Annotated in this window: 13 protein-coding genes; 4 read left to right on the top strand and 9 right to left on the bottom strand. The window is 71.5% G+C overall.

The features are described 5' to 3' along the window. Positions 1–21: 21 nt before the first annotated feature. The 4 genes from AB0B72_RS00250 to purN all read right to left on the bottom strand — a co-directional run bounded on the left by AB0B72_RS00250 (position 22) and on the right by purN (position 3,491). Positions 22–867, bottom strand: coding sequence for a bifunctional methylenetetrahydrofolate dehydrogenase/methenyltetrahydrofolate cyclohydrolase (locus AB0B72_RS00250; RefSeq protein WP_367736053.1), 846 nt, complete (start codon positions 865–867; stop codon positions 22–24). Between the two features lie 45 nt (positions 868–912). Further along, positions 913–1,083: a hypothetical protein gene (locus AB0B72_RS00245; RefSeq protein WP_367736052.1), complete on the bottom strand. Its 171-nt coding sequence runs from the start codon at positions 1,081–1,083 to the stop codon at positions 913–915. A gap of 126 nt (positions 1,084–1,209) precedes the next feature. Next, positions 1,210–2,751, bottom strand: coding sequence for a bifunctional phosphoribosylaminoimidazolecarboxamide formyltransferase/IMP cyclohydrolase (purH, locus tag AB0B72_RS00240; RefSeq protein WP_367736469.1), 1,542 nt, complete (start codon positions 2,749–2,751; stop codon positions 1,210–1,212). Beyond that, the gene (gene purN, locus AB0B72_RS00235) at positions 2,748–3,491 is read right to left on the bottom strand and encodes a phosphoribosylglycinamide formyltransferase (RefSeq protein ID WP_367736468.1); all 744 of its coding nucleotides are present in this window, start codon (positions 3,489–3,491) and stop codon (positions 2,748–2,750) included. The genes purH and purN overlap by 4 nt, the downstream gene beginning before the upstream one ends. Before the next feature lie 186 nt (positions 3,492–3,677). Here purN and AB0B72_RS00230 point away from each other — a divergent pair, with 186 nt between their 5' ends. Continuing rightward, entirely contained in the window at positions 3,678–4,082 is a 405-nt protein-coding gene (locus tag AB0B72_RS00230) for a hypothetical protein (protein ID WP_367736051.1), read from the top strand. 32 nt (positions 4,083–4,114) lie between these two features. Here the strand turns inward: AB0B72_RS00230 and AB0B72_RS00225 are convergent, their stop codons facing one another. The 4 genes from AB0B72_RS00225 to AB0B72_RS00210 all read right to left on the bottom strand — a co-directional run bounded on the left by AB0B72_RS00225 (position 4,115) and on the right by AB0B72_RS00210 (position 8,590). Continuing rightward, positions 4,115–5,779, bottom strand: coding sequence for a DUF6350 family protein (locus AB0B72_RS00225; protein ID WP_367736050.1), 1,665 nt, complete (start codon positions 5,777–5,779; stop codon positions 4,115–4,117). 192 nt (positions 5,780–5,971) lie between these two features. Next, positions 5,972–6,847 carry a succinate--CoA ligase subunit alpha gene (gene sucD, locus AB0B72_RS00220; RefSeq protein ID WP_367736049.1) on the bottom strand — a complete coding sequence of 292 codons (876 nt, stop codon included), beginning with the start codon at positions 6,845–6,847 and terminating at the stop codon, positions 5,972–5,974. Next, positions 6,847–8,028 carry an ADP-forming succinate--CoA ligase subunit beta gene (gene sucC / locus AB0B72_RS00215; protein ID WP_367736048.1) on the bottom strand — a complete coding sequence of 394 codons (1,182 nt, stop codon included), beginning with the start codon at positions 8,026–8,028 and terminating at the stop codon, positions 6,847–6,849. Before sucC ends, sucD begins: the two co-directional genes overlap by 1 nt. Positions 8,029–8,185: 157 nt before the next feature. Then, positions 8,186–8,590 (bottom strand): cobalamin B12-binding domain-containing protein, encoded by a 405-nt coding sequence (locus AB0B72_RS00210; protein WP_367736047.1) that lies wholly within the window; start codon positions 8,588–8,590, stop codon positions 8,186–8,188. Positions 8,591–8,905: 315 nt separating this feature from the next. Here AB0B72_RS00210 and AB0B72_RS00205 point away from each other — a divergent pair, with 315 nt between their 5' ends. Next, positions 8,906–9,793: a hypothetical protein gene (locus tag AB0B72_RS00205; RefSeq protein ID WP_367736046.1), complete on the top strand. Its 888-nt coding sequence runs from the start codon at positions 8,906–8,908 to the stop codon at positions 9,791–9,793. 115 nt (positions 9,794–9,908) lie between these two features. Here AB0B72_RS00205 and pcrA read toward each other — a convergent pair whose 3' ends face one another. After that, positions 9,909–12,182, bottom strand: coding sequence for a DNA helicase PcrA (pcrA, locus tag AB0B72_RS00200; RefSeq protein WP_367736467.1), 2,274 nt, complete (start codon positions 12,180–12,182; stop codon positions 9,909–9,911). 66 nt (positions 12,183–12,248) lie between these two features. Between pcrA and AB0B72_RS00195 the strand changes: the two genes are divergently transcribed. Together AB0B72_RS00195 and AB0B72_RS00190 are read left to right on the top strand one after the other, a co-directional pair. Further along, positions 12,249–12,968, top strand: coding sequence for a PIG-L deacetylase family protein (locus AB0B72_RS00195; RefSeq protein WP_367736045.1), 720 nt, complete (start codon positions 12,249–12,251; stop codon positions 12,966–12,968). A 116-nt stretch (positions 12,969–13,084) separates the two neighbouring features. After that, positions 13,085–13,822, top strand: a complete 738-nt coding sequence (locus AB0B72_RS00190) for an ABC transporter permease (RefSeq protein ID WP_367736044.1) — start codon at positions 13,085–13,087, stop codon at positions 13,820–13,822. Positions 13,823–13,865: the final 43 nt, after the last annotated feature.

The raw sequence follows: 13,865 nt of genomic DNA, 5'->3' as shown, positions 1-13,865 counted from the left end.
CGTACGACGGCGCGAGACGCCTCAGCGGCGCTCGGCGGCCTCGACGACGTTCTCCAGCAGCATGGCCCGCGTCATCGGCCCGACCCCGCCGGGGTTGGGTGCGACGAACCCAGCCACCTCGCGGACGTCAGCCGCCACGTCGCCGGCGAGCTTGCCGTCCACGCGGGAGACGCCGACGTCGAGGACGGCGGCCCCCGGCTTCACCATGCCGGCGGTGACCAGGCCGGGCACCCCGGCGGCTGCGACCACGATGTCGGCGCGCCTGACGTGGGCCGCCAGATCCCGGGTGCCGGTGTGGCAGAGGGTCACCGTTGCGTTCTCCGCGCGCCGGGTGAGCAGCAGGCCGAGCGGACGCCCGACCGTGATGCCCCGCCCGATCACGACGACCTCGGCGCCCTTGATCGGCACGCCGTACTCCTGCAGGAGGACGACGATGCCGCGGGGCGTGCAGGGCAGCGGCGCCTCGACCATGTGCACGAGCCTGCCCAGGTTCACCGGGTGGAGGCCGTCGGCGTCCTTGGCGGGGTTCATGCGCTCGACGAGCGCCTGGGTGTCGAGGTGGCGGGGCAGCGGAAGCTGGACGATGTAGCCCGTGCAGGCCGGGTCGGCGTTCAGCTCGTCGATCGCCGCCTCGACATCGGCCTGGCTCGCGGTCTCCGGCAGATCCTTGCGGATGGAGGTGATGCCGACCTCGGCGCAGTCCCGGTGCTTGCCGGCGACGTAGATCTGGCTGCCCGGGTCGTCGCCGACCAGGATCGTGCCGAGGCCCGGCGTCACGCCCTCGGCGGCGAGCGCCTTCACCCGCTCCGCCAGCCCGGCCTTGACCCTCGCCGCCGTCGCCTTGCCGTCCAGAATCTGCGCACTCATGGCTGCCAATCCTTCCACGCCGCCCGGTGTCCCCGGTTGCCGCCCTCAGTTGCCGCCCTCACGGCGCTCGATGATGCGCCGGGTGAAGGGGATGAACTCCACGATCCGCCAGCCGAAGTAGATGGCGGCAATGGCGATGGGGATCAGCGCGATCGGGCTGTTCCACACACCGTGCATCAGCACGACGGAGTTCAGGAGCATGTCGGACAGCGGCATGAAGGGACTCCAGGGAAGCGCGGGATGAGATCCCAGGCTAACCGGAGCCCCTTCATGGCCAATCCGCTTTTAAACCTGATCGGGGGTATCTGTTCGGTAATGTTCTTGTGGCGCTCTTCGGGCGGGTCAGTGGAAGAAGTGACGGGTGCCCGTGAAGTAGAGCGTGATCCCCGCCGCCTCGGCCGCCTCGATCACCTGGTCGTCGCGGATGGAGCCGCCGGGCTCGACGATCGCCTTAACCCCGGCCTCCGCGAGGACCTCCAGGCCGTCGGGGAAGGGGAAGAAGGCGTCGGACGCCCCCACCGCCCCGGCCGCGCGCTCCCCGGCACGCGACACCGCGAGGCGGGCCGAGTCGACCCGGTTCACCTGCCCCATGCCGACACCCACGGTCGCGCCGCCGGACGCCAGCAGGATGGCGTTCGACTTCACCGAACGGCAGGCCCGCCAGGCGAACGCGAGGTCGGCCAGCACCTCGGGTGAGGCGGCCGCGCCGGCCTTGAGCTCCCAGGACGCCGGGTCGTCGCCGGGCGCGTCCACCCGGTCGACGGTCTGCACGAGCAGGCCGCCGTCGATCCTGCGGAACTCCGCCGGGTTGGCCGGGCCCTGCGGGCAGGCGAGCAGCCGGAGGTTCTTCTTCTCCCTCAGCACGGCCAGCGCGTCCGGCGCGAACGAGGGCGCGACCACGACCTCGGTGAAGATCGGCGCGATCTGCTCGGCGAGCTCGCGCGTCACCTCGCCGTTGACGGCGATCACGCCGCCGTACGCCGACACCGGGTCGCACTCGTGGGCCTTGCGGTGAGCCTCGGCGACGTCGGCGCCGACCGCGATGCCGCAGGGGTTGGCATGCTTGATGATCGCCACACAGGGCTGGTCGAAGTCCCAGGCGGCCCGCCACGCCGCGTCGGCGTCGACGTAGTTGTTGTAGGACATCTCCTTGCCGTGGAGCTGCTCGGCGTTCGCCAGGCCGCCGGTCTGCCCGGAGTAGAGCGCCGCCCCCTGATGCGGGTTCTCGCCGTACCGCAGGGCCGCCTTGCGCTTCCACGCGGCGCCCATGAAGGACGGCCACTCGGCCTCGGGGGCGTAGACGTTCGCGAACCAGGACGCCACCGCCACGTCGTACGACGCCGTGTGCGCGTAGGCGACGGCGGCCAGCCGCCGCCGCTCGGTCAGCGTGAACCCGCCCTCGGGCAGCGCGGCCAGCACGTCGCCGTACGCCGCCGGGTCGACGACCACGGCCACCGTGCCGTGGTTCTTGGCGGCGGCGCGGATCATGGCCGGGCCGCCGATGTCGATCTGCTCCACGCACTCGGCGTCGGTGGCGCCGGAGGCCACCGTGGCGGCGAACGGGTAGAGGTTCACCACGGCGAGCTGGAACGGCTCGATCTCCAGCTCGTCGAGCTGCTTGACGTGCGACGCGTTGTCCCCGTCGGCGAGCAGCCCCGCGTGGACGCGGGGATGGAGGGTCTTCACCCGGCCGTCGAGGCACTCGGGGAAGCCGGTCAGCGTCTCCACCCTCGTCACCGGGACGCCGTAGGAGGCGATGGCGGCGGCGGTGCCACCGGTGGAGACGATCTCCACCCCCGCGGCCTCGAGCCCGCGCGCCAGGCCTTCCAGCCCCGTCTTGTCGTACACGGTGATCAGTGCGCGCCGGATGGCGATGCGGGTCACGTCGTCGTCCTTCCTGGTGTCTGGCTCTCCCACGGCCCCTCCTGGGACCGGTCGTACGGCTCGCTCCCGAGCCCGCCGGGGGTCGTTCGCGGCGGCCCGCCCGGCGACCCGACGCGTACCGATCGCCCGGTCACGGTCCACCCCTCGCGGGCCATGCGGCCGACGACCTCGACGAGCAGCCTCCGCTCCACGGTCTTGATCCGCTCGTGCAGGCTCCGCTCGTCGTCGCCGTCCCGTACGGCCACGGCCTCCTGGGCGATCACCGGGCCGGTGTCCACGCCCGCGTCGACCAGATGGACGGTGCAGCCAGTGACGCGGACGCCGTACGCGAGGGCGTCGCGGACCGCGTGAGCGCCGGGGAAGGCCGGAAGCAGGGCCGGATGGGTGTTGACGACGGGGAAGGACGCCAGCACGCGAGGGCCGAGGATCTTCATGAACCCCGCGGAGACCACCAGGTCCGGCCGGTGCTCCGCGATGCGGGCGGCGAGGCTCTCGTCCCACTCGTCCCGGCTGGGATGGTCCCCCACCCGTTCGACGAACGTGGGGACTCCTGCCCGTTCCGCGCGGGCCAGGCCCTCGACGCCGTCGCGGTCGGCGCCTACGGCGACGACGGTGGCGCCGTAGGCGTCACCGTGAACGTCGCCGTGGACGTCACCGCAGGCGTCTCCTGCCGAGGCGTCGAGCAGGGCTTGTAGGTTGGTCCCCGAACCCGAGACGAGGACCACGAGCCGGAAGGACAGGGCGGAACTCCTTCGTGTGCCGGCTTCGTTTTGAAGGTTGTTGCCGGGAGATGGATCCTTAGAGGTGGTCGAGCGTGGAGGGCCGCGACCCTCGACGCAGATAAAGGGTATCGGGCGACGGCCACCATGACCCACGACGGCCCGGCGGCGGCATCTGTCCGGGCGGAAACGCGAGGCGAGGAGATCGTGACAGCACCCCTGCAGAAGACGGTCCCTGACATGAGAGGGCGGCGGGCACTCATGCTCGCCCTCGTGGCGCTGGTCTTCACGGTGATGCTGCCCGCGGCGGGGTTGGCGCTCTCCCTGTTCGGCATCATCGTGGCGATCCGCGACCTGCGCGCCCTCCAGGGAGCACGCCAGCGAATCGGGATGGCGACCGGCGCCATCGTGATCGCGTCGATCGCGTTCCTCCTCGGGACGGTGACGACGGCCTTCCAGCTGTACTTCTCGGCGGAGCTGTCGTCCTACACCGAGTGCCGCAAGGGCGCCGGCACGATCGAGGCCCGGCAGGACTGCTCGGACCAGCTCATGCAGTCGTTCGAGAAGAGGCTGGGCGTCCGGTGGCCCTCGGGCGTCCCGGCTCCCGCGTAAGCGTCCTCAGGCGTCCCGGCCCCCCGGGCAGGTCAGTCGCGGTCCCAGGCGTAGGGGTCCACGTAGATGATGTGACCGCCCCTGTCGTCGGTCTCGTCCACGATGTCCTTGCGCCGCTCGGCCCGGCCGTCTTTCCTGCCGTCTTTCCTGCCGTCCTTCCGGCCGTCTCTCTGGCCGTCCGCGGCGGGCCCGGGCGGCGTTGACGGGGCCTCGAACGTCTCCGCCGTCGCGGCGGCGTGCTCGTCCGCCCAGTCGTCCTTGATCACCGGGATGGGCTGGGTGTCCGACTCCGTCGCGTCCAGCCAGTGCCCGGGCAGGACCCTGGCGCCCCGGTCCCCCGGGCGCACCCGGCCGGCCGCCTTCGCGATGACCGCGCCGGCCTTCCTGACCGGCTCGGGCGGCGTGACCGGACGCCGCGAGATCAGCCACCAGTTCGCGACGCCCGCGGAGATGCCCGCGGCCACGCCCACCTCCAGCGCCACGGAAAGGGCCACCTCCCAGGGCGACGGGCCGACCGCGGACAGCCTGGCCCCGCCGAGCGGTCCGCCCGCCAGCGCGGCCAGCGCCCCGGCGGCGGCTCCCGTGCAGACGCCGCAGACGAACCCCCACAGCGGCGCGGCCTCGATCGTGGGCGTCGGCGCGACGCGGGCCACGACCACGCCCGCCACCGCACCGGCGGCGAACGGCACCGCGATCACCGCCATCACCCAGGAGGGCGTGGGGCCGGCCGAGGGCAGCGCGCCCAGCAGCGGCAGCGTGGGAACCGCGCTCCATTTCACCCCGGTGGGCGCGATCAGGGTGCCCGCGCCGACGGCGAACCCCGGCCCGGCGATGTACGCCAGACCCCAGATCACCGCGTTGCACAGGTAGAGGCCCTCGATCAGCAGGAGCAGCAGGCCCCCGACGAACCCCGGGCTGAGTACGCCGGACAGCTCCTCGATCTTGGAGAAGTTCATCACGATCGCCGCGAGCACCAGCAGGGCTCCGGCGGCGAGCAGCAGGGACAGCGCGACCGCCGTCCCCACGACGACCGAGCGGGGACGCTCGGGGAGCAGGCGGAGCATCGACCTCCACGGGCCGATCGTGCGCGCCGTGGCCAGCGATCCGGCGATGAACGCCAGCACGAGGTGGCTGACCAGGGCCTCGCCAAGGAAGGGCTGGGTGACCTCGTTGCGCGCGACGAGCGCGATCACCCCCGCGAGCAGCGCGTACGGCGCCGCCAGCGAGATCCCGGCCTGCGCGACGAGCACGAGCTGGGCACGGCGGCGGGCGTTCTCCAGGTCGCGCGGGGTGCCCTTGGGAAGCCTCGCGGGCATCCGCAGCCGCAGGTCGGCGTCGCGGGCCATCCACAGGCCGGCCCGGTAGAGCAGCGCCCCGGGGAGGATCATCAACCCGAGGGGCAGCAGGCCGACCCGGCCGCCCGGGATCGCGAAACCCGCGTGGTGGGCGGCCAGCCAGAGCTGGCAGGCCGTGCGGAACACCCCGGGCAGCCCGTCCCCGAAGGCGCCACGCGGGGCGGCGATCCAGCCGACGAGAGTGAGGGTGGTGAGGACGGCGAGGCCGACGCCGAGCGTCCAGACGGCCGCGAGCATGCCGGAGACGGGCAGCGGACGGCGGGTCTCCTCGTCGTCCGCCTGGGGAAGGCGGCTGAGGACGGCGCGGGGAGCGGTCCGGAGCTGATCGAGAAGACCCGTCACGCTACCCCATCCTCCCAGCCCGCTCCCGTGAATCGACGGAGGCACGCCGCCCCGTTTACCCCGGCTGACGCCATCCATCACCGTTTCCCGCGCCGCACGGACGCCGGCTTCCCCCGCCGTACGGACGCCGACGACCTCGCACCCATGGAGCACGAGGTCGTGGACGAGGAGGCCGGCAGGCCCGGGAACGGCTCAGCGGGACTGCATGATCTCCCGCATGAGACGGGCGGTCTCGCTGGGAGTGCGGCCCACGCGGACGCCCACCTTCTCCAGGGCCTCCTTCTTGGCCTGGGCGGTGCCGGCGGAGCCGGAGACGATCGCGCCGGCGTGGCCCATGGTCTTGCCCTCGGGGGCGGTGAAGCCCGCCACGTAGGCGACCACGGGCTTGGTCACGTGCTGCTCGATGTAGGCGGCGGCCCGCTCCTCGGCGTCGCCGCCGATCTCACCGATCATCACGATCGCGTCGGTGCCCGGGTCCTCCTGGAACGCCTGGAGGGCGTCGATGTGCGTCGTGCCGACCACCGGGTCGCCGCCGATGCCCACGGCCGTGGAGAAGCCGTAGTCGCGCAGCTCGTACATGAGCTGGTAGGTCAGCGTGCCCGACTTCGACACCAGGCCGATGCGGCCGGGCGTGGTGATGTCGGCCGGGATGATGCCCGCGTTGGAGGCCCCGGGAGAGGCGATGCCGGGGCAGTTGGGCCCGATGATGCGGGTCTTGTTGCCCTTCGACACGGCGTACGCCCAGAACTCCACGGTGTCGTGGACCGGGATGCCCTCGGTGATGACGACGCAGAGCGGGATCTCCGCGTCGATGGCCTCCTTGACCGCGCTCTTGGTGTTCGCCGGCGGGACGAACACCACGGAGACGTCGGCGCCGGTCGTGGCCATGGCCTCGGCGACCGTGCCGAAGACCGGCAGGCCCTCGTGCGTCGTGCCGGCCTTGCGGGCGTTCACGCCGCCGACGACCCTCGCGCCGGAGGCGAGCATGCGGCGGGTGTGCTTGGTGCCCTCCGCGCCGGTCATGCCCTGGACGATGATCTTGCTGTTCTCGGTGAGCCAGATAGCCATTACGCACCTACCGCTGCGAGCTCGGCGGCGCGCTTGGCCGCTTCGTCCATGGTGTCCACCAGCTCGACGCGGGGCAGCCCCGCGTCGGCCAGGATCTGCCGCCCGAGAGCGGCGTTGTTGCCGTCCAGCCGGACGACCAGCGGGTGCGTCACGCTCTCGCCGCGGCTGCCCAGCAGCTCGAACGCCGAGACGATGCCGTTGGCGACCGCGTCGCAGGCGGTGATGCCGCCGAAGACGTTCACGAACACCGACTTCACCGACGGGTCGGACAGGATGATCTCCAGGCCGTTGGCCATGACCTCCGCCGAGGCGCCGCCTCCGATGTCCAGGAAGTTCGCCGGCCGCGGCCGGCCCGGGAAGCTCTCCCCCGCGTACGCCACGACGTCCAGCGTGGACATGACCAGGCCGGCGCCGTTGCCGATGATGCCGACCGTGCCGTCGAGCTTGACGTAGTTGAGCTGCTTCTCCTTGGCCCGGGCCTCGAGCGGGTCCTCGGCCGACTTGTCGACGTACGACGCGTGCTCCGCCTGGCGGAAGGTGGCGTTGTCGTCGAGGGTGACCTTGCCGTCGAGGGCCTTCACCTGGCCGTCGGCCGACAGGATCATCGGGTTGACCTCGACCAGCGTGGCGTCCTCGTCGACGAACACGGCCCAGAGCTTCTCGATGAGCTCGGCCGCGCCGTCGAGCGCCTGCTTCGGAAGGCCGCCGGCCTGGGCGATCTCAAGGGCCCGCACGCGGTCCACGCCCGTCAGCGGGCTCACCGGGACCTTCGCGACCTTCTCCGGCGCCGTGTGGGCGACCTCTTCGATGTCCATGCCGCCGGAGGCGGAGCAGATGGCGAGGAAGGTGCGGTTCGCGCGGTCCAGGAGGAAGGAGAAGTAGTACTCCTCCGCGATCTGGCTGGCCTCCTCGATGAGGACCTTGTGGACCGTGTGGCCCTTGATGTCCATTCCGAGGATCTTGGTCGCCTTGTCGTGCGCGTCGGCGGCGTCGTCGGCCACCTTCACGCCGCCGGCCTTGCCGCGCCCGCCGGTCTTGACTTGGGCCTTGACGACAACCCGGCCGGTCAGCTGCTCGGCTGCCGCGCGCGCCTCCTCCGCGGTGTGCGCGACCACGCCGCGCGGCACCGGGATGCCGTACTCCGCGAAGAGCTCCTTCGCCTGATGTTCGAACAGGTCCACGAGGGTCCGTCCCTTTAGATGTCGAGGCCGGGCGCCGTCGTCCCGCCCGGCGTTTCCGCGCATGAAGCCTAGCCCCCGCCGGGGCGTGCGCACGTCCCGGGGGCTACGGAGGCGTGGTCAAGCCCCCGCCATTCTCAGGAGGTCCGGCTGAACTCCGCTAAACGGCCGCGGGCACCGCCGAACGGACCCAGTCGACGATTTCCTGCGTCGTCGCGCCGGGCGTGAAGATCCGGGCGACGCCCATTTTCTCCAGCTCGGGGATGTCGGCGTCCGGGATGATGCCGCCGCCGAACACCACGATGTCCTCGGCGCCCTGCTCGCGCAGCACCTCGAACAGCCGGGCGAACAGCGTCATGTGGGCGCCGGACAGGATCGACAGGCCGATCGCCGCCGCGTCCTCCTGCACAGCCGCCTGAACGATCTGCTCGGGCGTCTGGTGGAGCCCGGTGTAGATGACCTCCATGCCGGCGTCGCGCAGCGCCCTGGCCACCACCTTGACTCCGCGGTCATGCCCGTCGAGGCCCGGCTTCGCGACGACGACCCGGATCCTGCCGGCTTCCATGGCGACCTCCCGAGATGGTGTTCCGTCCCACATCCTTACCTGACGGGGGCGCGTGTCACCACTCGGGAGGCGTCCCGCGCGTCGTCCGGGTGCCGTTCGGGGCGTCGTCGAGGCGTCGTTGAGACGTCGTTCCGCGGCGCCATAACGGAAAGGCATATCGCCACTTAGGCGAACTGGTAAAGACCAGATTTCATGCATTGGTCAGTCACTTATGTAGATTTCTGTGACTTTTCCGTGATCACGTCACGGCAAAATACCGTGGTCGCTCTCGCCCCAGAGAGCACATACGGGAGGAACCCCCCTTTGAAGCGAACAATGACGGCCCTGGCATGCGCGGCCGCCGCCGTGCTCGTCGCGCCCGCCGTCGCGAGCCCCGCGCACGCACAGACCTCTCTCCAGGCCCAGGCCCGGTCCGGCGACCCGGTGTCCGCGCTGAAGAAGCAGTTCGTGCCTGGTCGCGGCGTCCGATTCACCTCTACCGGCAAGCTGAGCGTCGCCGGAACCGGGATCACGTTCAAGTCGAAGGGCGCCTTCGCCTTCGGCCGGGCGGGTGTGGGCGCGTCCGACATCACCCAGAAGGTCAACTACGGCGGCCTGCTGGGAGACGACGAAAGCCTTCAGGGCCTGGACGACCCCACCCGGATGATCGTCATCGGTAAGACGGGGTACATCTCCGGCGGGATCTACGCGAGCGTGCTCCCCGACGGCAAGAGCTGGCTCCGGGTTCCCGGCGTGACTCCGGGCTCGGCGCTGCAGAGCCTCGGCGGGTTCGTCAACCCCACGGACTGGCGGAGCCTCAAGACGGTCCTCGGGACCACCAAGGCCAAGGGTGCGGGCGGCGTCGTCAACGGCGCGAAGACCACGCTCTACCGCGGCGCCATCACGCTGCGGCAGCTCATCAAGGCCAACCCCGCCCTCAAGGACGGGATCGCGGCCCTCGGCACGGACACCGGCAAAGTGGTGGTGAGCTGGAAGGTCTGGGTCGGCTCCGACCAGCTCGTCCGCCGCGCCTCCACCGCGACGAAGATCAAGATGAAGTTCGAGAAGACCTCCGTGGTGTTCACCGTGACCGATGTCACCACGTTCACCGGGTGGGGCACGAAGGTCTCGGTCAAGGCTCCGCCGAAGGATCAGGTGGCCAGCATGTCCGACATCGACGGCACCGTGCCGGACGTGCCGGGCACCATCGACCTGGGCGACTGAGCCCACAGGGCGGCCGGGGCGCAGCCGCCCTGCCCGCCCACCTGTCCCCGCCGGGCCGCCTGTGCGCCCGGCGGGGGCACACTCGTCAGACCGGGGCCCCGGAGGGTCCCCGGGATCAGAGCTTGTCGATCGGGGCATAGGCGAGGAGCAGGGTCTTCTCGCCCTCGCTGCCGAAGTCGATCTTCGCCCGGCTCTTCTCGGCCACGCCGTCCACGCTGACCACCGTGCCCAGGCCGAACGTGTCGTGGGTCACCCGATCGCCGGGCGACAGGTTCGGCACCTGGCGCCCGCCCTGCTTCACGGGGGCGGCCGTACGGGCCGGACGTGAGGAGGTGGCGGCGGACCAGGCGGTCTTGCCGGGGTCGCCACGCCACTCCACGAGGTCGCCGGGCACCTCCGACAGGAACCGCGACGCCGGGTTGAACGCGGGCGCGCCCCAGGAGGACCGCACGGCCGACCGCGAGAGGTAGAGCCGCTGCTTGGCGCGGGTGATGCCGACGTAGGCCAGCCGGCGCTCCTCCTCCAGCTCCTTGGGGTCGCTGAGCGAGCGCATGTGGGGGAAGACGCCGTCCTCCATGCCGGTGAGGAACACCACGGGGAACTCCAGGCCCTTCGCGGTGTGCAGGGTCATCAGCGTGACCACCCCGCCGTGATCCTCCCCGTCGGGGATCTGGTCGGCGTCGGCGACGAGGGAGACCTGCTCCAGGAAGTCGACCAGCGTGCCCTCCGGATTGGCCTCCTCGAACTCGGCGGCCACCGAGATCAGCTCGTTGAGGTTCTCCAGGCGGCTCTCGTCCTGCGGGTCGCCCGAGGTCTCCAGCTCGGTGCGGTAGCCGGTGGCGTTCAGCACCTCCTCGGCGAGGTCGGACAGCGGCAGCTCCTTGGCCCGCAGCTCGTCCAGCATCGCCACGAAGTCCCTGATCGCGTTGAGCGAGCGGGTGGCGAGCCCGGGGGCCTCCCCGGCCCGCTGCAGGCCCTCCCAGAAGCTGATCCGCTCCCTGCTCGCGAACGCCTCCACCATCGCCTCGGCCCGGTCGCCGATCCCCCGCTTGGGGACGTTGAGGATGCGGCGCAGCGACACCGTGTCGCTCGGGTTGGCCAGGACCCGCAGGTAGGCGAGCAGGTCCTTGACCTCCTTGCGCTCGTAGAACCGCACGCCGCCCACGACCTTGTACGGCAGGCCGGTGCGGATGAAGATCTCCTCGAACACGCGGGACGCGGCGTTGGTGCGGTAGAAGACCGCGACGTCGCCGGGGGTGACCCCGTGGTCGTCGGTGAGCTTGTCGACCTCCTGGGCCACGAACATGGCCTCGTCGTGCTCGTTGTCCGCCGCGTAGCCGACGATCTTCGCCCCGGTGCCCTGGTCGGACCACAGGTTCTTGGGCTTGCGGCTCTCGTTCCTGGAGATGACGGCGTTCGCCGCGTTGAGGATCGTCTGCGTGGAACGGTAGTTCTGCTCCAGCAGGATCGTGCGCGCGTCGGGGTAGTCGCGCTCGAACTCGAGGATGTTGCGGATCGTCGCCCCGCGGAAGGCGTAGATCGACTGGTCGGCGTCGCCGACGACCACCAGCTCGGCGGGCTCGACGCCCTCCCGCACCACGTCGCCGTCGGCCGTGCGCAGCTCGGGCCGGCCCACCAGCTCGCGGACGAGGGTGTACTGCGCGTGGTTGGTGTCCTGGTACTCGTCCACCATCACGTGGCGGAACCGCATCCGGTAGTGCTCGGCGACCTCGGGGAAGAGCTGGAACAGCGTGACCGTCAGCATGATCAGGTCGTCGAAGTCCATCGCGCCGGCCTCGGTGAGCCGCCGCTGGTAGGTCCGGTACGCCTCGGCGAGCGTGCGCTCCAGGTGCGTCTGGGCGCGGTCGGACGCCGTCTCGTAGTCGATCAGCTCGTTCTTGAGGTTGCTGACCTGGGCGGAGAACGACCGGGGCGGGTAGCGTTTGGGGTCGAGCTCCAGCTCCCGGCAGACGAGGGCCATGAGCCGCTGCGAGTCCGCCTGGTCGTAGATCGAGAAGCTGGAGCCGAAGCCGAGCCGCTTGGCCTCCCGGCGAAGGATCCGCACGCAGGCGCTGTGGAACGTCATCACCCACATGGCCTTGGATCGCGGGCCGACCAGCTTGTCGACCCGCTCCTTCATCTCGCGGGCGGCCTTGTTGGTGAAGGTGATCGCGAGGATCTCCCCCGGCTGGACGCCCCGCTCGGCCAGCAGGTAGGCGATGCGGTGGGTCAGCACCCGGGTCTTGCCGGAGCCGGCCCCCGCGACGATCAGCAGGGGGCCGCCCTGGTGGAGGACGGCCTCCCGCTGCTGCGGGTTGAGGCCGTCGAGCAAGGGGTGGGTGGCGGCTCGGGTGGACACGGGTTCAAGAGTATGGCGCACCACCGACATCCGTTGCCCAGTCACCCGGCAAGTCCGGTTTAAGGTGATGTGCCGAAACTAGAGGAGGACCTCACCATGCTTGACGTCGCCGAGATCAGGAAGGTGCTCGTCGTCGCCGCGCACCCCGACGACATCGACTTCGGCGGTGCGGGGACGGTGGCGACGCTCACCGACGGCGGAGCCGAGGTGGTGTACTGCCTGGTGACCGACGGCGACGCCGGCGGCTTCGACCGGGCGCTGGACAACGGCGGGATGGCCGCTGTCCGCCGCGCCGAGCAGACGGCGGCCGCCAAGTGCGTGGGCGTCACCGACCTCCGTTTCCTGGGCTACCGGGACGGCGCCGTCGAGCAGTCGCTCGGCCTGCGCCGCGACATCGCCCGCGTGATCCGCCAGGTCAGGCCGGATCTCGTGATCACCTCCACACCCGAACGCAACTACGCCCGGCTGGGCCCGAGCCACCCCGACCACCGCGCCGTCGGGGGCGCCACGCTCGACGCCGTCTACCCCGACGCCCGCAACCCGTACGCGTTCCCCGAGCTGCTGGCCGACGAGGGCCTGGAGGCGTGGACGGTCCGGGAGGTCTGGATGCTGGGCTCGATGACGCCGAACCACCACGTGGACGTCACCGGCACCGTCGACCGCAAGATCGCCGCTCTGCGCGCCCACCAGAGCCAGACGTCCCACATGGCCGACCTGGACGGGATGATCAAGGGCTGGCTGACCGCGAACGCCGTCACCGCCGGCCTCCCCGAGGGCTCGTACGCCGAGGCGTTCCACGCCGTCGTCACGGCCTGAGACCTCTCGCGTGCCCGGGCCGCGTCGAGACGGCCGGGACGCGGCCGGCGACGCGGAAGGCGACGCGGAAGGCGACGCGGAAGGCCGCGGGGCCGCGGCAGGGCAGGATCGGGCACGTGAACACGCTGCTTCCGGTGACTCCTCAGCTCGGCGTGGTGATGGCGGTGCTCGTCCTCGCCGGCGCGGCGGTCGCCTGGGCCGGCCGGCTGGGGCACGGGCGGGCGATCCTCACCGCGGCCGCGCGGGCCGCCGTCCAGCTCGCCGCCGTCTCGCTGGTGATCGGCTGGGTGATCGCCCTGCTGCCCGCCGTCGTACTGTTCCTGCTGGTGATGTACGGCGTGGCGGGCGTCACCGCGGGACGGCGGATCACCCGGGGACGGGCCGCCTGGTGGGCATGCCTGCCCGTCGCGGCCGGGACCGTCCCGGTGCTCGCGCTCATGATCGCGTCCGGGGTGCTGCCGGTCCGGGGGATCGTGCTCATCCCCGTCACCGGCATCCTCCTGGGCGGCTGCCTGACCGCCACGTCGCTGGCCGGGCGGCGGGCCCTGGACGAGCTGCGCCAGCGGCGCGGCGAGGTGGAGGCCGGGCTGTCGCTCGGGCTGCCGGACCGCGACGCCGCGATGGAGATCTGCCGCCCGGCCGCCGCGCAGGCTCTCGTCCCCGCACTCGACCAGACCCGTACGGTGGGCCTGGTCACGCTTCCCGGCGCGTTCGTCGGCATGATGCTCGCCGGCGCCGATCCGGTGCACGCAGGAGCCGTACAGCTCGCCGTGCTCGTCGCCCTGCTCGCCGCCGAGGCCGCGGCCGTCGTGGTCACGATCGAGCTCGCCGCCCGGGGCCGCTTCTCCCCCTGACCTCCCGGCCGCGGCGCCGTTCCGGCTCCACCCGCGGGTGGAG

The organism is Microbispora sp. NPDC049125 (assembly GCF_040802045.1).
GTDB lineage: Bacteria > Actinomycetota > Actinomycetes > Streptosporangiales > Streptosporangiaceae > Microbispora.
Note: the sequence above shows the minus strand (reverse complement) of the source record. Positions and strands in the feature narration are given on the sequence as shown.

Excerpts from the sequence above, each read along its gene's own strand:
- AB0B72_RS00250 (WP_367736053.1), bottom strand. The coding sequence starts at position 867 with ATGAGTGCGCAGATTCTGGACGGCAAGGCGACGGCGGCGAGGGTCAAG.
- AB0B72_RS00245 (WP_367736052.1), bottom strand. The coding sequence starts at position 1,083 with ATGCCGCTGTCCGACATGCTCCTGAACTCCGTCGTGCTGATGCACGGT.
- sucD (WP_367736049.1), bottom strand. The coding sequence starts at position 6,847 with ATGGCTATCTGGCTCACCGAGAACAGCAAGATCATCGTCCAGGGCATG.
- AB0B72_RS00210 (WP_367736047.1), bottom strand. The coding sequence starts at position 8,590 with ATGGAAGCCGGCAGGATCCGGGTCGTCGTCGCGAAGCCGGGCCTCGAC.
- AB0B72_RS00205 (WP_367736046.1), top strand. The coding sequence starts at position 8,906 with ATGACGGCCCTGGCATGCGCGGCCGCCGCCGTGCTCGTCGCGCCCGCC.
- pcrA (WP_367736467.1), bottom strand. The coding sequence starts at position 12,182 with ATGTCGGTGGTGCGCCATACTCTTGAACCCGTGTCCACCCGAGCCGCC.
- AB0B72_RS00195 (WP_367736045.1), top strand. The coding sequence starts at position 12,249 with ATGCTTGACGTCGCCGAGATCAGGAAGGTGCTCGTCGTCGCCGCGCAC.